21 protein-coding genes are annotated in these 18,905 nt (G+C 69.6%); 10 read left to right on the forward strand and 11 right to left on the reverse strand.

The genetic code is table 11. The features are described 5' to 3' along the window. The first annotated feature begins 133 nt into the window (after positions 1–133). The gene (gene rpmB / locus B0I29_RS39270; RefSeq protein WP_111654257.1) at positions 134–325 is read left to right on the forward strand and encodes a 50S ribosomal protein L28; all 192 of its coding nucleotides are present in this window, start codon (positions 134–136) and stop codon (positions 323–325) included. 145 nt (positions 326–470) lie between these two features. Next, positions 471–1,376: a PDDEXK family nuclease gene (locus B0I29_RS39275; RefSeq protein WP_111654258.1), complete on the forward strand. Its 906-nt coding sequence runs from the start codon at positions 471–473 to the stop codon at positions 1,374–1,376. Between the two features lie 1,257 nt (positions 1,377–2,633). On the opposite strand, the gene B0I29_RS39280 is transcribed toward B0I29_RS39275, so the two are convergent. Next, positions 2,634–3,095 (reverse strand): GNAT family N-acetyltransferase, encoded by a 462-nt coding sequence (locus B0I29_RS39280; RefSeq protein ID WP_111654368.1) that lies wholly within the window; start codon positions 3,093–3,095, stop codon positions 2,634–2,636. Positions 3,096–3,111: 16 nt separating this feature from the next. Continuing rightward, complete coding sequence (locus B0I29_RS39285) at positions 3,112–4,050, reverse strand: thiamine-phosphate kinase (RefSeq protein WP_111654259.1); 939 nt, start codon at positions 4,048–4,050, stop codon at positions 3,112–3,114. 97 nt (positions 4,051–4,147) lie between these two features. Here B0I29_RS39285 and B0I29_RS39290 point away from each other — a divergent pair, with 97 nt between their 5' ends. After that, positions 4,148–4,381 (forward strand): Lrp/AsnC ligand binding domain-containing protein, encoded by a 234-nt coding sequence (locus tag B0I29_RS39290; protein ID WP_014447186.1) that lies wholly within the window; start codon positions 4,148–4,150, stop codon positions 4,379–4,381. 2 nt (positions 4,382–4,383) lie between these two features. After that, positions 4,384–5,022: a DUF3515 domain-containing protein gene (locus B0I29_RS39295; RefSeq protein ID WP_111654260.1), complete on the forward strand. Its 639-nt coding sequence runs from the start codon at positions 4,384–4,386 to the stop codon at positions 5,020–5,022. A 13-nt stretch (positions 5,023–5,035) separates the two neighbouring features. On the opposite strand, the gene B0I29_RS39300 is transcribed toward B0I29_RS39295, so the two are convergent. Continuing rightward, the gene (locus tag B0I29_RS39300) at positions 5,036–6,097 is read right to left on the reverse strand and encodes a D-alanine--D-alanine ligase family protein (RefSeq protein ID WP_111654261.1); all 1,062 of its coding nucleotides are present in this window, start codon (positions 6,095–6,097) and stop codon (positions 5,036–5,038) included. A gap of 96 nt (positions 6,098–6,193) precedes the next feature. Between B0I29_RS39300 and B0I29_RS39305 the strand changes: the two genes are divergently transcribed. Continuing rightward, a complete protein-coding gene (locus tag B0I29_RS39305) occupies positions 6,194–6,640 on the forward strand; it encodes a hypothetical protein (protein WP_111654262.1) in 447 nt (148 codons plus the stop codon). Between the two features lie 478 nt (positions 6,641–7,118). Here B0I29_RS39305 and B0I29_RS39310 read toward each other — a convergent pair whose 3' ends face one another. Genes B0I29_RS39310 through B0I29_RS39325 form a run of 4 tightly spaced genes read right to left on the reverse strand, consistent with a single transcriptional unit; the run spans position 7,119 to position 10,286 of the window. After that, entirely contained in the window at positions 7,119–7,472 is a 354-nt protein-coding gene (locus B0I29_RS39310) for a hypothetical protein (protein ID WP_111654263.1), read from the reverse strand. Continuing rightward, positions 7,469–8,575 (reverse strand): cystathionine gamma-lyase, encoded by a 1,107-nt coding sequence (locus tag B0I29_RS39315; protein ID WP_111654264.1) that lies wholly within the window; start codon positions 8,573–8,575, stop codon positions 7,469–7,471. Before B0I29_RS39315 ends, B0I29_RS39310 begins: the two co-directional genes overlap by 4 nt. Beyond that, positions 8,572–9,564, reverse strand: a complete 993-nt coding sequence (locus B0I29_RS39320; RefSeq protein WP_111654265.1) for an NAD(P)H-dependent glycerol-3-phosphate dehydrogenase — start codon at positions 9,562–9,564, stop codon at positions 8,572–8,574. The genes B0I29_RS39315 and B0I29_RS39320 overlap by 4 nt, the downstream gene beginning before the upstream one ends. Continuing rightward, complete coding sequence (locus tag B0I29_RS39325; protein WP_111654266.1) at positions 9,561–10,286, reverse strand: lysophospholipid acyltransferase family protein; 726 nt, start codon at positions 10,284–10,286, stop codon at positions 9,561–9,563. Before B0I29_RS39325 ends, B0I29_RS39320 begins: the two co-directional genes overlap by 4 nt. A gap of 132 nt (positions 10,287–10,418) precedes the next feature. Between B0I29_RS39325 and cofC the strand changes: the two genes are divergently transcribed. The 4 genes from cofC to B0I29_RS39345 are packed head-to-tail and all read left to right on the forward strand — an operon-like array spanning position 10,419 to position 14,541. Beyond that, positions 10,419–11,081: a 2-phospho-L-lactate guanylyltransferase gene (gene cofC, locus B0I29_RS39330; RefSeq protein ID WP_375790591.1), complete on the forward strand. Its 663-nt coding sequence runs from the start codon at positions 10,419–10,421 to the stop codon at positions 11,079–11,081. A gap of 31 nt (positions 11,082–11,112) precedes the next feature. Beyond that, positions 11,113–11,310, forward strand: coding sequence for a cold-shock protein (locus B0I29_RS39335; RefSeq protein ID WP_111654267.1), 198 nt, complete (start codon positions 11,113–11,115; stop codon positions 11,308–11,310). Between the two features lie 55 nt (positions 11,311–11,365). Continuing rightward, a complete protein-coding gene (locus B0I29_RS39340; protein WP_111654268.1) occupies positions 11,366–13,657 on the forward strand; it encodes an RNA degradosome polyphosphate kinase in 2,292 nt (763 codons plus the stop codon). Next, positions 13,657–14,541, forward strand: coding sequence for an NUDIX hydrolase (locus B0I29_RS39345; RefSeq protein WP_111654269.1), 885 nt, complete (start codon positions 13,657–13,659; stop codon positions 14,539–14,541). The genes B0I29_RS39340 and B0I29_RS39345 overlap by 1 nt, the downstream gene beginning before the upstream one ends. Here the strand turns inward: B0I29_RS39345 and B0I29_RS39350 are convergent. From B0I29_RS39350 to leuC, 4 genes are all read right to left on the reverse strand, one after another. Continuing rightward, the gene (locus B0I29_RS39350) at positions 14,498–14,938 is read right to left on the reverse strand and encodes a hypothetical protein (RefSeq protein ID WP_111654270.1); all 441 of its coding nucleotides are present in this window, start codon (positions 14,936–14,938) and stop codon (positions 14,498–14,500) included. The two genes, B0I29_RS39345 and B0I29_RS39350, sit on opposite strands and share 44 nt — an antisense overlap. A 109-nt stretch (positions 14,939–15,047) precedes the next feature. Continuing rightward, positions 15,048–15,896: an HU family DNA-binding protein gene (locus B0I29_RS39355; RefSeq protein WP_111654271.1), complete on the reverse strand. Its 849-nt coding sequence runs from the start codon at positions 15,894–15,896 to the stop codon at positions 15,048–15,050. 173 nt (positions 15,897–16,069) lie between these two features. Next, positions 16,070–16,660, reverse strand: a complete 591-nt coding sequence (gene leuD, locus B0I29_RS39360; RefSeq protein ID WP_111654272.1) for a 3-isopropylmalate dehydratase small subunit — start codon at positions 16,658–16,660, stop codon at positions 16,070–16,072. A 16-nt stretch (positions 16,661–16,676) separates the two neighbouring features. Continuing rightward, positions 16,677–18,131, reverse strand: a complete 1,455-nt coding sequence (leuC, locus tag B0I29_RS39365) for a 3-isopropylmalate dehydratase large subunit (RefSeq protein WP_111654273.1) — start codon at positions 18,129–18,131, stop codon at positions 16,677–16,679. A 49-nt stretch (positions 18,132–18,180) separates the two neighbouring features. Between leuC and B0I29_RS39370 the strand changes: the two genes are divergently transcribed. Further along, entirely contained in the window at positions 18,181–18,867 is a 687-nt protein-coding gene (locus B0I29_RS39370) for an IclR family transcriptional regulator (RefSeq protein WP_014447202.1), read from the forward strand. The last annotated feature ends 38 nt before the right edge of the window (positions 18,868–18,905 follow it).

An 18,905-nucleotide genomic window follows, 5' to 3' on the forward strand; every position in this document is an offset into this window, starting at 1 on the left:
CACGCACCCTGAGCGGGGGCGATTGGTTCTTACCCCCATGGGTCGGGTAAGCTCGCCGGGTTGCCTGGCCATGCTTGTCAGCCGGGCCCCTCCAGTTTCGTATCAAAGTTCGTATCAAACCCAGGAGTATCCCGTGGCTAGCGTGTGCGACGTCTGTGGCAAGGGACCGGGCTTCGGCCACAACGTGTCCCACTCGCACCGGCGGACCAACCGCCGCTGGAACCCGAACATCCAGTCGGTGCGCACCCCGGCCGGTGGCGGGACCACCAAGAAGGTCAAGGCCTGCACCTCGTGCATCAAGGCTGGCAAGGTTGTCCGCGCCTGACCTGACCCAACAATTCTAAAGATGTAGCCGCCGCCCTTCGGGTCGGCGGCTACATCGCGTTATCCACAGCCCGGGGTTTCTGCAGCCCGGAGTTTTCCACAGGCCTGTCTGCGGCAGCGTTGCCGATCGGCCAGAATCCGTCGCCATGCTGTTGCTGGAACGGCAGTGCCAGGTGATCACCCGAGCTCAGGCACTCCACCATCTGACCGAACGGGCGTTACGTCATCGGCTCACGTCCGGCCGATGGCAGACCGCACATCCCGGCGTGTACGTCGCGCATTCCGGCCCGATCGGACCCGCCGAACGCCGGTGGATCGCCGTCCTGGGCGCCGTCAACGGCCATCTGGCAAGCCTGGGCGGCCTCTCCGCCCTGGAGATCCTCGGATTTCGTGGCTTCCCGGACCCGACGATCCACGTCATCGTGCCGGCCCGCCTGGTCCCGAAACGACCGCCGCCCGGCGTAACCGTGCACCGCACCACCAGGATGCTCCGCTCCGAACTCCATCCGGCGAGTTCCCCACCGAGCACGAGGCCGGCCCGTTCTCTGCTCGACGCCGCACAGTGGCAGCCGTCAGAACGCCGCGCCGCGACGATCATCCTGGCCGGGTTCCAGCAGCGCCTGGTGCGCGCCGAGGAGATGTCCGCCGCCGTGGCCGCCATGCCCCGCATACGCCACCGTGCGGTGATCCGGGAAACAATCGGCGACGCCGCGAACGGCGTGCGGTCCCTTCCCGAGGCCGAGTTCGTACGCCTGTGCCGAACCGCCCGCCTGCCCGAACCCGAGCTGCAGAAGCCACGCCGCGACCACGCGGGCCGCCGCAACTACCTGGACGCCTACTTCCCCGACCACGGCGTACACGTCGAGATCGACGGCAGCCACCACATGGAAATTCGGCAGTGGTGGATCGACATGCGCCGCCAGAACGAGCTGTGGCTCCCGGGCGAGCGGGTACTCCGCTTCCCAGCCTGGGCCATCCGCCACGCCCCTGCCGAGGTGGTGGCCCAGCTACGCCAGGCCCTGTCGGACGCCCCACGCCCGAAACGCCCGTAACGCCCGCAGCACCGCCATCACGCCTCGCCGCTTCGGCAATCTTGAGCGATCTTCGACACCCGAGCGTGGAAGATCGCTCAAGATCCGCAGGAGAAGCGCATCCACCCGCATGCCGCAACCGCAACGGCACGCCGCGGCACACACCCCCGCCAATCTTGAGCGAATCCCCACCCTCCGAGGTAGAAGATCGCTCAAGATCCCGAGGGGAAGGTCGCGCGAGCAGGAAGCGGGCGTCAGCACCAACAGCAGCGGACCACAACGGAAACTGCGGCAAAGCCTGCGAAAGCCCCATCGCAGCTCCCCCGTCCGCCAGCCGCCCGCCCGTCGCCCCCGTCCGTCGCCGTCGCCGCCCGTCCGTCTGTCCGTCTGTCCGGCTGTCCGCCTGTCCGCCTGTCCGTCGCCGTCGCCGTCGCCGTCGCCGTCGCCGTCGCCGTCGCCGTCGCCCGCGGATCTTGAGCGACTCTCGACTCCCAAGGGTGAAAATTCGCTCAAGATCGCCGAAAGGGCTGGGCTCGCAGCAGCGACGAGTGCCAGCGGGCAACAGCCGCGCGGGCAGCAGCGGGCGCAACAGCAGGCGGGCCGGCGGCAACAGCAGCAGCAGCGGGCGGGCCAGCGGTGGCGGCAGCAGCAGCGGGCGGGCCAGCGGTGGCGGTGGCGGTGGCGGCGGTGGCGGCAGCAGCAGCGGGCGGGCGGGCCAGCGGCAGCGGCAGGCGCCGATCGGCTCAGCTGGCACCCGTCCGTCGGCCCCCGATCTTGAGCGATTCTCTACCGCCAAGGGTCAACGATCGCTCAAGATCGGGGGCCTGCCGGTCCGCAGCGAGCACAAAGCAGCGGAAGCCAAGCAGCAGACCGCAGCGGACGTCACAGCGGAGGACCGCGGCGGACGTCACGGCGACGGACCGCAGCGGAACGGTTGCGGCGGGCGGTTGCGGCGGGCGGCTGCGGCAAGTCCTCGAACGCTCGGTGTCCACTCGGCGCCGCACCCCGCGGATCTTGAGCGACTTTCGACTCTATTGGGTGGAAAATCGCTCAAGATCGGCGGAGGGACCCCGGCCCGCTGACGATCGGTGCGGGCCGCACGGATGGGAGGGGCCACCCGAATAGCAGGGCCACCCGAATAGCAGGGCCACCCGAATAGCAGGGCCACCCGAACAGCAGGGCCACCCGAACAGCAGGGGCCACCCGAACAGCAGGGGCCGCGCGGATGGCAGGGGCCACGCGGACGGCGACTGGCCGGCGCCGAGTGCCAGCGAACTCCTACAACGCCTTCGCGTACGACAACACGCCCTCGTGCCCCTGATAAAACCCGAAGTCCGGGATCCTCACGTACCCCGCCGACTCGTAAAGCGCTATCGCCTCCGGCTGCTTGTCGCCGGTTTCCAGCACCACCCGGGCACACCCCGCCTCCCGGGCCGACTCTTCGATGACCGCCAGCATCCGCCGGGCCACGCCGCGACCCCGGGCTGCCGAAAGCGTGAACATTCGCTTCAGCTCGGCGTCAGATGAGCCGTGGCGGCGCCAGCCCGCGCTTCCGATCAGCTTGTCGTCGAGCACGGCTACGAAGAACGCCCCGGCCGGCGGGGTGAAGTCCTTCCCGGAGATCGGGGTGTCGTCCCCGGTGCCGCCGTATCTCTCGGACAGGTCACGCAGGTTCGCCGCGACCAACACTTGCACATCCGGGTCGTCGAATTCCGCCGACCTTATCGAGATCTCTGACACCAGCAAAGACTAGAACTCAGCGGAAGTGGTCCCAGCCCAGGCCCCCGCTCCAGGGCTTGCGGTCGACGGTCACGCCGGAGCCGTCGTGCACCGTGCCGATCACCTGCCACTCCGGCGGCAAGGAAACCTCCGGCGGGAACGTCGCCGCGAGCGGGTGGTCGTCGCCTCCGGCCAGGACCCATTGGTACGGGTCGACGCCGAGCGCCTTGGCCGCGTCCCGCATCTGGGCCGGCACGTCGAAGGCTTCCGGGTCGATGTCGATCGCCACGAGGCTGGACGACGCGATGTGTCCCAGGTCCTGCAGCAGCCCGTCGGAGATGTCGATCATCGAGGTGGCGCCCAGGGCCGCTGCCTCCGGACCGGCCGCGTACCGGATCTCCGGGCGGCGGTACGCCTCGACGAGCTTCTTCGGCGTACGGAATCCTCGCGAAAGAACCGTGAGTCCCGCGGCCGCGTACCCGATCCGGCCGGAAAGGGCGAGAATGTCGCCTGGCTGTGCCCCGTCCCTGCGGACCGGAGCCGCGCCGCCCAGGTCTCCCAGTGCGGTGACCGCGATCGTCAGAGTCGGGCTGGAGGAGGTGTCGCCGCCCACCACGCTCGCGCCGACGACGGCGGCTTCGGCGCTGAGGCCGTCGGCGAGGCTTTCGATCCATTCGGTGTCGACGCCGGGCGGTACGCAGAGCGCGACCAGCAGCGCTGTCGGCACCGCGCCCATGGCGGCGATGTCGGCGAGGTTGGCGGCCGCGGCCCGGTGCCCGATGTCTTCGGGACCGCACCAGTCGCGGCGGAAATGGCGGCCGTCGACGAGCACGTCGGTGGAGGCGACGACCCGCCCGTCGGGAGCGCGCACGATGGCGGCGTCGTCCCCCGGGCCGAGGATGGTGGCCGGGCCGGAGCCGAGCCGAGAGACGATTCGGCCGATTAGTCCGAACTCGCCGCCTTCTGGGATGCTCACGTCAAAGTCCTTCGATGGTGGCGTCCCGCTCCCGGGCCGCTTCGTACGGTAGTTTCACGACCGAGGGATCACCGACGGTGGCGGATTGGAGTCGATCGTGGTCCAGGCATACATCCTCATCCAAACTGAGGTCGGTAAGGCCCGTGACGTGGCCGCCGCGATCGAGAAGATACCGGGGGTAGTCCGTGTGGACGCCGTGACCGGGCCGTACGACGTTGTCGTCCTGACCGAGGCGCACACCGTGGACGAGCTCGGCGGGCTGATTGTGAGCAAGGTCCAGTACGTACCGGGTATCACGCGGACGCTCACATGCTCCGTGGTAAACCTCTGACCATGGTGAATCTGGACACGCCGCAGCAAACCCCAGAGAAGAAGGACCCGGTGAAGCGGGCGGCCGCCATCTGGGCGACCGCGATCGCGGTACCGGTGACCCTACTGGTCGGCGTGCTAGCTTTCATCACTATTCAACCCGATAATTCCGAAAAGTCGGAAAAATCCCAATCGCTGCCCGTTCCCAGTACCGCCGTCACCATCGACGCCCCGAAACTGGACGAGCGCACCGCCACCGTCTGCCTGGCGGTCACGTCCCAGCTCCCGGCGAAGATCCGCGACCTGCCGGCCCGCACGGTGACGGCCGGGCACGAGCAGAACGCCGCGTACGGCGAGCCGCCGATCACGGTCTCCTGCGGCGTGCCCGCGCCCGTCATGTGCGAGTCGCTGCAGGACGCGACCCCGGGCTGCGTCCCGATGGACACCGAGCTCCTGATCATGAACAGGGTCTGCTGGTACGCCAAGTCAGGCGGCACCGGAGCCACGATCACCACGATGGACCGCGAAGTCCCGGTCCAGGTGACCGTTCCTGATCACTACGACAACCCGGCACAGTGGGCGAACGAGTTCTCCGACACGGTCGTGAAGACAGTGAAGTCGAAGCCGCTCGACACGATGCCGAGCGGCTGCCAGATCAGCTAGCGCGAAGCCGGTCTCAGTGCAGGCCGGTTCCGCGCCGCAACGCGGTGCGGATCAACCGGTCGACGACCTTCGGGTACTCCAGCCCGGTCGCCGCCCACATCATCGGGAACATCGACGTGGGCGTCATCCCCGGCATCGTGTTGATCTCGTTCAGGAAGACCTCACCGGACTCCGTCACGAAGAAGTCGACCCGGGCGAGACCGGCACAGTCCAGAGCGGTGAAGGTCCGCAGCGCGTACTCCTGGACCTGCTTCGCTATGGAGTCCGGGAGCGAGGCCGGGATCGTGAACCGGCTGCCCACCAGGTACTTCGTCTCGAAGTCGTACCACTCGGCGTCGTCCACGTGGATCTCGGCGAGCAGCGACGCCTCGGGCGAGCCACCGGTCTCACCCTCGAGAACACCACACTCGATCTCGCGGCCGACGATCGCGGCCTCGACGAGCACCTTCGGGTCGATCTGCCGGGCCGTGGCGACCGCCGCGTCCAGATCGGCCCAGTCGGAGATCTTGGTGATGCCGGTGGACGAACCGGCCCGGGACGGCTTCACGAAGACCGGAAGGCCGAGCCGTTCCTTGTCCGCCTCGGAGAGCGAGACACCGGCGCGCAGGACGGCGTAGGGCCCGACCGGGATGCCCTCGGCGATCGCGAGCTTCTTGGTGAATTCCTTGTCCATGGCCGCGGCGGAGGCGAAGACGTTGGCCCCGACATAGGGGATCCCGGCCATCTCCAGCATCCCCTGGATCGTGCCGTCCTCGCCGTAGGCGCCGTGCAGCACCGGGAAGACCACGTCCACGTCGCCCAGCGACGAAGAAGTGGTGGGGTCCGCGGCGAGCACCACACCGTCGCCCGACGATGCGGTGATCTCCGGCAGCTTGTTACCGGAGATCGCCAGCTGCGACCGCTCGCCGGTGGGCAGGACCCAGCGACCCTCGCGGGTGATTCCGACCGGGACCGCTTCGTACTGATCCGGGTCCAGCGCGCCGAGGATGGCGCCCGCGCTCACGCAGGAAATGGCGTGCTCAGTACTACGACCGCCGAACACGATCGCGACGCGGGTCTTCCGGGGGGTCGTCACTGAACTCGGTGCCTTTCGCTAGCGGTCATGCCGGGGGTGACCCTACTCTGCGTAAGCCGAATATGGGATCTGGCGAGGCAGGGGAACGAACAGGTCATGGCTCCAGCACTCCACGTGATCGCCGGCCCCGGTCCGGGCCAGCTGGCGACGATCGCGCACTCACCACAGGAGCCGTGGTCGGCTCTGGAACTGGGCGCTCTGGCCCGGTCAGGCGTACAAACTCTGGTCTTCACCGGCATGGGCGCCGAGGGCGATACCGCCGGCATCGAGCTGGTCTCCTTCCCGGACGCCGCGGATCCGGTGAAGCGCGAGGAGGCCACCGAGGTGGTCGCGCTCGCCGCCCGCCTCGCTCAGGACGTCCGCTCCGGCCGCTTCGTGGTCACCCAGTCAACCGGCGGCGTAGGCCGCTCCACACTCCTGTCGACAATGACCCTCACCCTGCTGGGCATCCGCCCCGCCGAAGCGTTACGCCGCATCGGCCCCCGCGCCAGTTCCGAAGTCCCCCGCAACTGGCTCCACGACTTCGTCTCCACCCACGGATAAACCACCGGCTGAGCGCGTCCCGTCCTTCGCGCCGGCTGGGTGCGTCCTCCAACCCCTTTTTGATACGCACATCGAAGGCCCACAAACGCATCAACGTCCTACCGTCAGCCCGAGGCCCTGACGCCCCTCCCCCCGGCGCACTCCGCCGCCGACCCCTGAAATCCCCCGAGCTCAACCCAACGGGCCGCCGCATCTCCGCCCAGGCCCATTTCGCGACACGGTGACGGGGTGACGGGGTGACGGGGTGTTCAGGCTCGTAGGCCATGCGCGAGCCGTAGCTCAGCCATGTAATGAGGGTCCGATTACATGGCTAGACTACGGCTCGGCTCGTTCAGCGGGCGCTCGGCTGCCGAGCCGGGCCGGGCCGGGCCAGCGGAGTCGGCGGAGTCGGGGTCGGGGTCGGGGTCGGAGTCGACGCCACGCGAGCGACCCGCCGCTGCTGCGTGTCGGGTCGGGTAGGGGTGCTGTCTCGGCGGGGTCAGGCGGCGAAGGTCTGTGGGAGGACGCCGGTGTCCCAGAGGGTGTCCAGGTGGGACAGGAAGCCCGTGAGGCTGCGCTCCAGCTCGCGGCGCTCGGACGGTGGCAGGGCCGCGAGCGGGTCGGAGAAGATCAGGCCGTCCGGGTGCTTGGCGCGGGTGCCGACGAACTTGGCGCATCCGGCGCACCACACGTAACTCACCAGGGTGGGGCGGCGGGCATTCTCCGGTGTCGTGAAATAGGCCCGCAGCCGGCGCTCGCCGCAGCCGGGGCAGTCCCGCTCCCCCGGCGACAGGAAGAAGCTCTCGCCCTGGGTGAGCGCTGCCACCTCATCGGCGCTGAAGCTGCCGGTCATCGGGAGGAGTCCAGGGCCGCCGTGATGTCCGCGATCAGGTCGGTGGTGTCCTCGATGCCGCAGGAGAATCGGACGAAGCCCGGTGCCGTGTCGTCACCCCACTGTGCTCGCCGGTCCGCTGTGGTGTGCACCCCGCCGAAGCTTGTCGCCGCGAAGACCAGTTCGGCCGACTCCAGGAAGCGGGCCACGCGCTCGGCGGAGCCCAGGTCGAACGAGACCACCCCGGGGATGCGGCGCATCTGGGTCGAGGCGATCGGGTACGACGGGTCGGACGGCAGGCCCGGCCACCGCACGCCGGTCACGTCGGGGCGGGTGAGCAGCAGTTCGGCGACGGCTGCCGCGTTCTGGCTCTGCCGGGCGAGCCGCAGGTCCAGGGTGGCGATCGAGCGGTGGGCCAGCCAGCAGTCGAAGGCGCCCGGTACCGCGCCGGTCTGCTTGCGCCACGTCTCCACCCTGCCGAGCAGCTCCGGGTCGGTGGCCGCGACGTAACCGAGCAGCACGTCGGAGTGCCCGGTCAACGCCTTCGTGCCGGAGGCGACGACCAGGTCGGCGCCGAGGGCCAGCGGGTTCTGCCCGAGCGGCGTGGCAGTGGTGTTGTCGACGGCCACGAGCGCGCCGGCCGCGTGGGCAGCCGCGGAGATCGCACGGATGTCACAGACGTCGAGGCCCGGGTTGGCCGGCGTTTCCAGCAGCACCAGCCGCACGCCCGTCAGATCAGGGTATGGGTGCGATGCCGTTGGAATCAGTACGAGTTTGACGCCCAGGTCACGAAGCGTGGTTTCGGCGAATGCGCGTACCGTGAAATATCCGTCCGCGGGGAGCGCGACCGTGTCGCCGGTGCGAAGCACCGCGAGGAGCAGGGCGGTGATCGCCGCCTGGCCGCTCGCGAAGACCAGGGCGGGCGCGCCTTCGAGCGCGCCGATCGCTGATTCCAGAAGCTCCCGGGTGGGGTGCTCGGTGCGGGCGTAACCGTGCTCGCCGGGCCCGGTGGCCGGATCGAGGTGGTACGGCGCCGCGAAGACCGGACCGGGCAGGAAAGGCTCACCGACCACGGGCGCGGGCAGACCGGCGTGGACCGAACGGGTGCCGTCGGAGTAAGTCACTCGGGTTTCATCTCTCGTGTCATCAGCAGTTTCACCGCGACCCGCGGGTCGGCGCCCTCGTGGCAGACGCGTTCGACCTGCTCGACGATCGGCATCTCGACGCCGTTCGCCCGGGCCAGGTCGCGGAGGGAGAGGCAGCTCTTCACGCCTTCGGCGGTCTGCCGGGTGGCGACCTGCGCCTGCTCCAGCGACTCGCCGCGGCCGAGGTGCTCGCCGAAGGTGCGGTTGCGGGCCAGCGGCGACGAGCAGGAGGCGACCAGGTCGCCGAGCCCGGCCAGGCCGGCGAAGGTCAGCGGGTCGGCGCCGAGGGCGACACCGAGCCGGGCCGTCTCGGCGAGACCGCGAGTGATCAGCGAAGCGCGGGTGTTGTCGCCGAGGCCGATCGCGACGGCCATGCCGTACGCCAGCGCGATCACGTTCTTGGTGGCGCCGCCGAGCTCGCAGCCGATCACGTCGTCGCTGGTGTACGGCCGGAAGTACGGCGTGGCCAGCGCGTGCTGCACCTGCTTGGCGCGGCCCTCGTCGGAGCAGGCCACCACGGTCGCGGTGGGCTGGTTCGCGGCGATCTCGGGTGCCAGGTTGGGTCCGGAGACCACCACCACCCGGTCCGCGGCGACGCCGGCCGTGTCGACGATCACCTCGCTCATCCGCTTGAGGGTGCCGAGCTCGATGCCCTTCATGAGCGAGACCACTGTGGCGTCGCGGGGAAAGGCCGAGGCCCAGTCGGCGAGGTTGGCGCGCAGGGTCTGCGACGGCACCGCGATGGCGATCAGCTCGGCGCCGGACACCGCCTCGGCCAGGTCGGTCGTGCCGGTGACGTTCTGCGCCAGGCGTACGCCCGGAAGCGACCCCTCGTTGGTCCGCTGCTCCCGGATCTCGGTGGCGACCGCTTCCCGCCGTGCCCACATGGTCACGTCCGAGCCGGCGTCGGCGAGCACCTTCGCGAACGCCGTACCCCACGATCCGGATCCGATGACGGCGGCCTTCATGGTGCGTCCTCCGAGGTCGAGGCCCGGCGGGCGGGCCGTTCATAGAGCGCCGGCGGTTCGCCGTCGCGGATCTCACCGAGCAGATCCCGGACACCCAGCATGATCGCCTCGGTCATCTCTTCCAGCACCGCCCGGCTCGGCGTGGCGCCGGACCAGCGCGCCAGATCGATCGGCTTGCCGGTGGTGACCGTGATGTGGGTACGCCGCAGCTTCAGCTTGTTGGTACGCGGATCGAAGATCACCTGCGGTCCCCAGGCGGCCATCGGCACCACCGGAGCGCCGGTGAGCAGGGCCAGCCGGGCAGCGCCGGTCTTGCCGCGCATCGGCCAGAGGTCGGGGTGCCGGGTGGTTGTGCCCTCCGGGTAGATCACCACGGCATCGCCCTCGTTCAGGGCCGTGACCAGCGTCTCCAGCGACTTCACCGCCTCGACACTGCCTCGTTCGACCGGGATCTGCCGGGTCTTGCGCAGCAGGAACCCGATGACCGGCACCCGCCAGACGCTGGCCTTGCCGAGGAACCGGGGCCAGCGGCCGGCCCGGTAGACGTAGTGGGCGACCACGAGTGGATCGAAGTGCGAGACGTGGTTCGGCACCAGGATGACCGGCCCGGTCTTGGGCACGTTCGCCCGGCCGATCCAGGTCTTCGTGGTCAGCGCGGTCATGACGGGCACCACCAGCATCACCGCGAAACGCTGCCAGAATCCGAGCCTGAGCTGCGCCACGGCATCCCCCGTCCCTCGATCGGCGACGTATCCGCGCCGCACCACGTTCACCTGCGACGAAATCATGCCCGCTGGGAACCGGCACGACCAGGGAGGGGTCTTACGAAGTGCGCAAAACCGCAGATGGAGGTCGTGGGGCAGACTGATCTGGTGGTGGTGCGGAAGTGGACCGTGGTGATCCCGGTCAAGCGGCTGGGGTCGGCCAAGACGCGGTTGCGGGGCGCGGTGCCCGCCGACCGGCATCCGGAGCTGGCGCTCGCCATGGTGCGCGACACCGTGGCCGCGGTGCTGGCGACCCCGTCGGTGGCCGGGCTCGTGGTGGTCACCGACGATCCGGCGGTCGCCGTGGCGGTCCGCCGGCTGGGCGCCCGGGTGGCGCCGGACCCGGGCGACGGGCTGAACGGCGCCATGCGGCACGGCGCCGACGAGGTGGCCGGGCTCGCCACCCACCGGGCCGTGCTCACCGGCGACCTGCCGGCCCTGCGTCCCGAGCAGCTCGACGAGGCGCTGGGCCGGGTGGCCGGGCGGGCGTTCGTACCGGACGCGGCCGGCACCGGCACGGTCCTGCTCGCGGTGCCGCCGGGTGAGCCGCTCCGGCCGCTGTTCGGCCCGCACTCGGCGCGGGCGCACGCCGGCTCCGGCGCCACCGCGCTCACCGGCGACTGGCCCGGTCTGCGGCAGGACGTGGACACCGCCGCCGATCTCGGCACCGTGCTGGGTCTCGGCGCCGGCCGGCGGACCTGTGAGCTCCTGCGTGATCTCGGACTCACGGCGGCGTGCACATCGGCCGCATGACAGCCGCCGGGAACAGGTAGCGTTCTGCGTTATGCAGGGGACGATCGCGACCTTCGACCCGGAAAACCGCAGCGGCACGCTGCTGCTCGACGACGGCTCTGAACTGGGGTTCGCAGCGGAGGCCTTCGCACGGTCCGGCCTGCGGCTGCTACGTCTGGGGCAGCGGGTCACCGTGGAGGCCGCCGCCGACGGCACGATCGCACGGGTGACGATTCCCGGAGTTGTCTGAATTGATCATCCGGTAGTTCGTTTCACGTTTCGTCGGAAGCGGCAAGAATAGGCTCATGCAGACCCCGCCCCGGACCCCCGAGCCCCGCAGGCGTGGCCCGAACGGCCGCTTTCTCCCCCCTGACACCGCCGAGACGCAACCTGTCGAGGTGATCGAGCCCGCAGCCGTTGTCGAGACGACTGTGGAGGCTGAGGCAAAACCGGAGGAACAGGTCGTGGAGATAGTGACGGAAGTGACCGACGTGACGGACGAGGACGTCGAGCCCATCATCGACGAGCGTTATTACCTGCCGTCCGACCGCTTCCTGAACCGGGAACTCTCCTGGCTGGACTTCAACGCCCGCGTGCTGGCCCTCGCCGAGGACCCCGGCACCCCGCTGCTGGAGCGGGCGAAATTCCTCGCCATCTTCGCGAGCAACCTGGACGAGTTCTTCATGGTCCGGGTCGCCGGCCTGAAGCGTCGGCTCAGCGCCGGTCTGCCGGTCCGCGGCGGTGACCGTTCCCCGCTGCGCCACCAGATCGAGATGATCACCGAGCGGGTCGCGGACCTGGTGACCCGGCACGCCGCCTGCTTCTCCGACGAGGTCCGGCCGAAACTCGCCGCCGAGAGCATCGAGGTGGTCAGCTGGCGGGAACTGGACGCACCCGAGCAGGGGCGGCTGCGGACGTTCTTCCGTGAGCAGGTCTTCCCGGTGCTGACGCCGCTCGCGGTCGACCCGGCGCACCCGTTCCCGTACATCTCCAGCCGCTCGCTGAACCTCGCGGTGGCCCTGCGGTACCCGGACGGCGACGCGCCCGAGCTGTTCGCCCGGATAAAGGTGCCGAACAACGTTCCCCGCTTCGTGACCGTGCAGAACGACAGCCGCGGTGTGCGCTTCCTGCCGATCGAGGAGCTCATCGCCAACCACCTCGACCAGCTCTTCCCGGGCATGCAGATCCTGGAGGTGCACGCGTTCCGGGTGACCCGCAACGCCGAGCTGGAGGTCGACGAGGACCGCGACGAGGACCTGCTCCAGGCGCTGGAGCGGGAGATCGCGCAGCGCCGGTTCGGCCCGCCGGTCCGGCTCGAGGTGGCCGCCTCGATCAGCGACCACGTGCTCGACCTGCTGGTCCGTGAGCTCGACATGGACAGCCACGACGTACTGCGGGTGCCCGGCCTGCTCGATCTGTCGGCGCTCTGGCAGGTCTTCGGCGAGTGCGACCGCGATGATCTGAAGGACCGCCCTTTCGTCCCGGCGACCCATCCGCAGCTGGCCGACGGCGAGGTGCCACGCAGCGTCTTCAACCGGCTGCGGGAGTCCGACATCCTGGTGCACCACCCGTACCACTCGTTCTCGACGAGCGTGCAGCGCTTCATCGAGCAGGCCGCCGCCGACCCGAACGTGCTGGCCATCAAGCAGACGCTGTACCGGACCTCGGGTGACTCGCCGATCGTGGACGCCCTGGTGGACGCGGCGGCCGCCGGCAAGCAGGTGGTGGTCCTGGTCGAGGTGAAGGCCCGTTTCGACGAGGTGGCGAACATCGCCTGGGCACGCACCCTGGAGCGGGCCGGCTGCCACGTCGTCTACGGCCTGGTCGGCCTGAAGACGCACTGCAAGACCGCCCTCGTCGTACGCCAGGAGGGCAACCAGATCCGCCGGTACTGCCACATCGGCACCGGCAACTATCACCCGAAGACCGCCCGGCTCTACGAGGACTTCGGCATGCTGACCGCCGACCCCGAGGTGGGCGCGGACGTCACCGACCTGTTCAACGTGCTCACCGGGTACAGCCGGCAGACCACGTTCCGGCGTCTGCTGGTGGCCCCGCACGGCGTACGCCGTGGTCTGGTCGAGCGGATCGAGGAACAGGCCCGGATCGCCCGGTCCGGCGGCGAGGCCCTGGTGCAGATCAAGGTGAACTCGCTGGTGGACGAGGAGACCATCGACGCGCTCTACCGCGCCTCCCAGGACGGCGTGAAAATCGACCTGGTCATCCGCGGGATGTGCGCGCTGCGACCGGGTGTGGAGGGCATGTCGGAGAACATCCGGGTCCGCTCGATCGTGGGCCGGTTCCTGGAGCACTCCCGGATCTTCCGGTTCGGCCCGGGCCCCGACTCCGAGTACTGGATGGGCTCCGCCGACCTGATGCACCGCAACCTGGACCGCCGGGTGGAGGCCCTGGTCCGGGTCACGCTCACGTCGGCCCGCGAGGAGATGCGCAACGTCCTCGAGATGTCGATGCGGGACCAGACCGAGGGCTGGGACCTGGACGGCGACGGCATCTGGCAGCGCAACCTCGGTACGCCCGGCCGCCCGCAGGTCCACCTCCAGGACGCCCTGCTCCGCCGCGTCATCAAGAAGACCTGATGCCGGACGCCGAGTTCGCCGCGGGCGGGGTGCTCCACCGCCCGCGCCCGGACGGTGCCGAGGTCTGCCTCGTGCACCGCCCGCGATACGACGACTGGAGCCTGCCGAAAGGCAAGCTGGCCGACGGCGAGCCGGCCCTGCTCGGCGCGCTGCGCGAGGTGGAGGAGGAGACCGGCACGGCCGGGATCCCGCTGCTGCGGCTGCCCGACATCGACTACACGCTGGCGGACGGCCGGCCCAAGAACGTCGCGTACTGGCTGCTGCAGGCACCCGCCGAGAGCGACGGGCCGGTGCAGGACGCCGACGAGGTCGACGAGCGCGTCTGGCTGCCCCTGGCGGAGGCCCGGGAACGGCTCACCTATCCGGCGGAGCAGGAGCTGCTGGACCACGTGGCCGCCCTGCCGCCGGTGACCTCGGTGATCGCGCTGGTCCGGCACGCCCACGCGGGCGAGCGGAAAAAGTGGAACGGGCGCGACGCGCTGCGCCCGATCGACCCGGAAGGCGCCAAGCAGGCCGACCGGATCGCGGCGACGCTGACATCGTTCCGGCCGCGCCGGCTGGTGGCGGCTCCCCCGCTGCGCTGCTCGCAGACCTTGGAACCGCTGGCCGCCGCGCTCGGCGCCGCACCGATCATCCTGGACGCCGCGTTCGCCGAGCCGTCCGAGACGACGGATCTGGCAACCCGGCTGTCGATGGCCCGGACCCGGCTCGCCGACCTGCGCAAAGCCGGCCGGGTCGTGGTGTGCAGCCAGGGCAAGGTGATGCCGCAGCTGCTGGCGCTGCTGCACGGTGGCGAGGACCACGAGGAGTTCAAGACCCGCAAGGGCGACGGCTGGCTTCTCACCTGGTCCGGCGAGCGGCTGCTGGGCGCCTCGCGGCTGTGACCGCGCGGGCCGCCGGCGGGTCCGACCGCCAGTAACCGAGCAGGTCACCGGTGAGCCAGCGGGCCCGCCACAGCTCGTCACGCCGCGGCTCCCAGTCCCGGTACGGCAACAGCGCGAGCCGCCAGCTGAGCACACTCAGCAGGTACCAGCCGTACAGCGGGACCGCGCCGAGCCAGCCGTCCCGCCGCCGGTACGAGCACCACGGCGCGCACACGGCCACCGCGAGCCCGGACCATCCGCAGGTGATCAGCCAGTCCAGCACCGGCTGACCGGTGCGGTGCTCGGCCAGGTCGCCGAGTGTCCATCCGGGCAGGACGGCGACGACGAACAGCACCGCGGCGATGGACGAGCGCGCGACCAGACCACGTGGCGCTGACCTGTGTACCCACCGTTCCATGCCCGGACCGTAGGACGGGCCGGGCGGCGGCGTGCGGGAACACGGAAGGCGCCCACCCAACGGGTGGACGCCCTCGTATATCTACGGGCTCGGTGAGCCCGCTATCGGCTCAGCGAGCCTTTCGCGACGACGCCGTGCGTGCCGTGGCGGTGGTGCGGGCCCGAGCCGGCGCGGCCGCCGGACTGGCCGTCTTGCGGGACGTCGTCTTCTTGGCGGCGGCGGCCGTGGTCTTGACCGCGGCCGTCTTGGCCGGAGCGGCCTTGGCCACTGTCGACTTGGCCGCCGTGGACTTGGCCGCGGTCGACTTGGCCGCCGTTGACTTGGTGGCAGTCGCCTTGGCCGCGGCCGGCTTGGCAGCGGTCGCCTTAGTGGCCTTAGAAGCGGTCGCCTTTGAAGCGGTCGCCTTTGAAGCGGTCGCCTTAGTGGCGGTCGCCTTGGCTGCCGTCGACTTAGCCGCCGTCGACTTAGCCGCCGTCGCCTTGGTAGCCGTCGCCTTGGTAGCGGTCGCCTTGGCAGCCGTCTTCTTGGCGGTGGCCGGCGCGGCCTTGGAAACAGCCTTGGTAGCGGTCGCCTTGGTAGCGGTCGCCTTGGCAGCCGTCTTCTTGGCAGCTGCCGGAGCCGCCTTGGAAACAGCGGTCTTCTTAGCCGCCGTGGTCTTCGTAGCGGTGGCGGCCTTTGCCGGTTTGCCGCTCGCAACGAGATCCCGGAACGTGCTTCCCGGTTTGAATGCTGCGACCGACGTCTTCTTGACCTTTACCGCCTCACCGGTTCGCGGATTCCGTGCGGTACGCGCATTGCGCACTCGCTTCTCGAAAGAGCCGAAGCCGGTGAGGGCCACCTTGTCGCCCTTGGCGACGGCGTTCTGCACCTCGCTGATGAACGCGTCCAGTGCCTGGGTCGCGATCTTTTTGTCACCCAGTCGGACAGCGAGCGCCTCGATGAGCTCGGCCTTGTTCACGGTTTTCCTCCCGGACGTGAGAACTGGCCCGTCACGGGCCATTCTGCGCGCACGGTATGCCCTGTGACCTGGAGACACAAACATTCGCGCAAAAAAACCGTTGTGTCCCAACGAATTCGCCCCTGCCGGTGACCCGGCAGGGGCGAATTGCAGAGTTCGACTACTCAGATCGACTAAAGGACGACGACCGGCTTGAAAGCCGGACGGCCCTTCTCGTACGCGGTAATCGTCTCTTCGTGGCGCAACGTCAGTCCGATGTCGTCGAGGCCTTCCATGAGGCGCCAGCGACTGAAATCGTCGATCGGGAACCCGTAAGCGGCGTCGTCGACTCGTACCGTGCGGGCTTCCAGGTCGACCGTGATCTGCTTCTGCGGCTCGCTCTCGGCGAGATCCCAGAGGCTTTCGATGATCTTTTGGTCGAGCTGGATCGGGAGCAGTCCCTCCTTGAGGGAGTTACCCCGGAAGATGTCGCCGAACCGGGAGGCGATGACCGCCTTGAAGCCCCAGTCGCGCAGCGCCCAGACGGCGTGCTGCCGGGACGAGCCGGTGCCGAAGTTCGGGCCGGCCACCAGGATCGTGGCGCCGGCGTAGGCCGGCTTGTTCAGCACGAAGTCCGGGTCCTCACGCCAGGCGTTGAAGAGGCCGTCCTCGAAACCGGTCCGGGTGACCCGCTTCAGATAGACCGCCGGGATGATCTGGTCGGTGTCCACATCAGAGCGGCGCAGGGGCATGACCGTGCCGCTGTGGGTGACGAACTTGTCCATGTCTCAGTCCCCTTCTCTACAGGTCCGCGGGAGCGGCCAGCTTGCCGACCACGGCGGTGGCGGCGGCGACCTGCGGCGAGACGAGGTGGGTACGCCCGCCCTTGCCCTGCCGGCCCTCGAAGTTGCGGTTGGAGGTGGAGGCGGCACGCTGGCCGGGGCTGAGCGTGTCCGGGTTCATGCCCAGACACATCGAGCAGCCGGCGAAACGCCACTCGGCGCCCGCGTCCTTGAAGACCTGGTCAAGACCCTCGGCCTCGGCCTGTTCCCGCACCAGGTACGACCCCGGCACGATCATCATGCGGACGCCGTCGGCCACCTTGTGACCGCGGATCACGTCGGCGGCGGCGCGCAGGTCCTCGAGCCGGCCGTTGGTGCACGAGCCGACGAAGACCACGTCGACCGGGACATCCTTGAACGGGGTGCCCGGCGTGAGGTCCATGTACGCCAGCGCGCGCTCGGCGGCGCCACGCTCGACCTCGTCCAGGAAGTCCTCGGGGGCCGGCACGACGCTGTTGAGCGCGGCGCCCTGGCCCGGGTTGGTGCCCCAGGTGATGAACGGGCTGATCGTCGAGGCGTCCAGGATGATCTCGGTGTCGTACTCGGCGTCCTCGTCGGTGGCGAGGGTGTTCCAGTACGCCACGGCGGCGTCCCACTCAGCGCCCTGCGGCGCGTGCTCGCGGCCCTTCAGGTACGCGTACGTGGTCTCGTCCGGCGCGATCATGCCGGCCTTGGCGCCCCACTCGATCGACATGTTGCAGATGGTCATCCGGCCCTCCATGGAGAGGGATCGGATGGCCTCGCCGCGGTACTCCACGATGTGGCCGTTGCCACCGCCGGTGCCGGTCTGCGTGATGAGGGCGAGGATCAGGTCCTTCGCACTCGTGCCCGGTGCCAGCTCGCCGACGACCGTCACGGCCATCGTCTTCGGCTTCGCCTGCGGCAGCGTCTGGGTGGCGAGCACGTGCTCGACCTCACTGGTGCCGATGCCGAAGGCGAGCGCGCCGAACGCGCCGTGGGTGGCGGTGTGCGAGTCACCGCAGACGATCGTCATGCCCGGCTGGGTGAGACCGAGCTGCGGGCCGATCACGTGCACGATGCCCTGGTTCACGTCGCCCAGCGGGCGGATCTGCACGCCGAACTCGGCGCAGTTCTTCCGCAGCGTCTCGATCTGCGTCCGCGAGACGGTGTCGGTGATCGTCAGAAGATCGCCGCGGCGGGTGTTGAAGGACGGATCCGCGTACCCGGTCGGGGTGTTGTGGTCCTCCGTCGCGAGCGTGAGGTCCGTCCGTCGGACCGGGCGACCGGCCATCCGGAGACCGTCGAACGCCTGCGGGCTGGTGACCTCGTGCAGCAGGTGCAGGTCGATGAAGAGCAGGTCCGGCTCGCCCTCGGCCGTGCGCACCACGTGGTCATCCCAGACCTTCTCGGCCAGGGTCCTGGGTTTCCCGCTCTGGGGAGTGACTCCCACCATCTGGACATCCTAAATTCTGGAATGTATGTTTCGGCTTGTGGGACACAGTATGAGCGGTGTCGGCGTTCTCGACAAGGCGGTCGTCATTCTTGCGGCCTGTGTCGACGGCGCCAGCCTGGCCGAGTTAGTCGAGCGTACGAAGCTGCCGCGGGCAACCGCACATCGCCTGGCACAGGCCTTGGAGATCCATCGGATGCTGGTCCGGGACACCCAGGGAAGGTGGCGTCCAGGCCCCCGTCTGGGCGAGCTGGCGAACGCCGCTCCGGACGTGTTGCTGACCGCCGCGGAACCCCTGCTGTCCGCATTGCGGGACGCCACCGGGGAAAGCGCGCAGCTTTACTTGCGCCGCGCCGACGAACGCATCTGCGTCGCCGCCGCCGAGCGCGCGAGTGGTCTTCGTGACACCGTCCCGGTCGGTTCGGTGCTGCCGATGGTCGCCGGTTCGGCCGCGCAGATCCTGCTCGCCTGGGAGCCGCCCGAGGCGGTCATGCCGCTGCTGCCGCGATGCAAGTTCACCGGACGCACCCTCGCCGAGGTCCGCCGCCGCGGCTGGGCGCAGAGCGTCGCCGAGCGCGAGCCCGGTGTGGCAAGCGTCTCCGCGCCGATCCGCGACCGCACCGGGCGGGTGATCGCGTCAATTTCAATAAGCGGTCCGATCGAACGCCTCGGCCGCCGCCCCGGCGAGCGCCACGCCATGGCCGTGGTCCGCGCCGGCCAGCGCCTCTCCGGCCTGTAATCCCTTCTCCGCAATATTCGCCCCATCGATCTGTAACG

Source organism: Actinoplanes lutulentus, assembly GCF_003259845.1.
Classification (GTDB): Bacteria; Actinomycetota; Actinomycetes; order Mycobacteriales; family Micromonosporaceae; genus Actinoplanes; species Actinoplanes lutulentus.

Bases quoted from the DNA above. Each gene is read 5' to 3' on its own strand.
- B0I29_RS39295 (WP_111654260.1), top strand. From the start codon at position 4,384: ATGGTGAATCTGGACACGCCGCAGCAAACCCCAGAGAAGAAGGACCCG.
- B0I29_RS39350 (WP_111654270.1), bottom strand. From the start codon at position 14,938: ATGGAACGGTGGGTACACAGGTCAGCGCCACGTGGTCTGGTCGCGCGC.
- B0I29_RS39320 (WP_111654265.1), bottom strand. From the start codon at position 9,564: ATGAAGGCCGCCGTCATCGGATCCGGATCGTGGGGTACGGCGTTCGCG.
- B0I29_RS39310 (WP_111654263.1), bottom strand. From the start codon at position 7,472: ATGACCGGCAGCTTCAGCGCCGATGAGGTGGCAGCGCTCACCCAGGGC.
- B0I29_RS39340 (WP_111654268.1), top strand. From the start codon at position 11,366: ATGCAGACCCCGCCCCGGACCCCCGAGCCCCGCAGGCGTGGCCCGAAC.
- B0I29_RS39345 (WP_111654269.1), top strand. From the start codon at position 13,657: ATGCCGGACGCCGAGTTCGCCGCGGGCGGGGTGCTCCACCGCCCGCGC.
- B0I29_RS39335 (WP_111654267.1), top strand. From the start codon at position 11,113: ATGCAGGGGACGATCGCGACCTTCGACCCGGAAAACCGCAGCGGCACG.
- B0I29_RS39305 (WP_111654262.1), top strand. From the start codon at position 6,194: ATGGCTCCAGCACTCCACGTGATCGCCGGCCCCGGTCCGGGCCAGCTG.
- B0I29_RS39275 (WP_111654258.1), top strand. From the start codon at position 471: ATGCTGTTGCTGGAACGGCAGTGCCAGGTGATCACCCGAGCTCAGGCA.
- leuD (WP_111654272.1), bottom strand. From the start codon at position 16,660: ATGGACAAGTTCGTCACCCACAGCGGCACGGTCATGCCCCTGCGCCGC.
- leuC (WP_111654273.1), bottom strand. From the start codon at position 18,131: ATGGTGGGAGTCACTCCCCAGAGCGGGAAACCCAGGACCCTGGCCGAG.
- B0I29_RS39370 (WP_014447202.1), top strand. From the start codon at position 18,181: ATGAGCGGTGTCGGCGTTCTCGACAAGGCGGTCGTCATTCTTGCGGCC.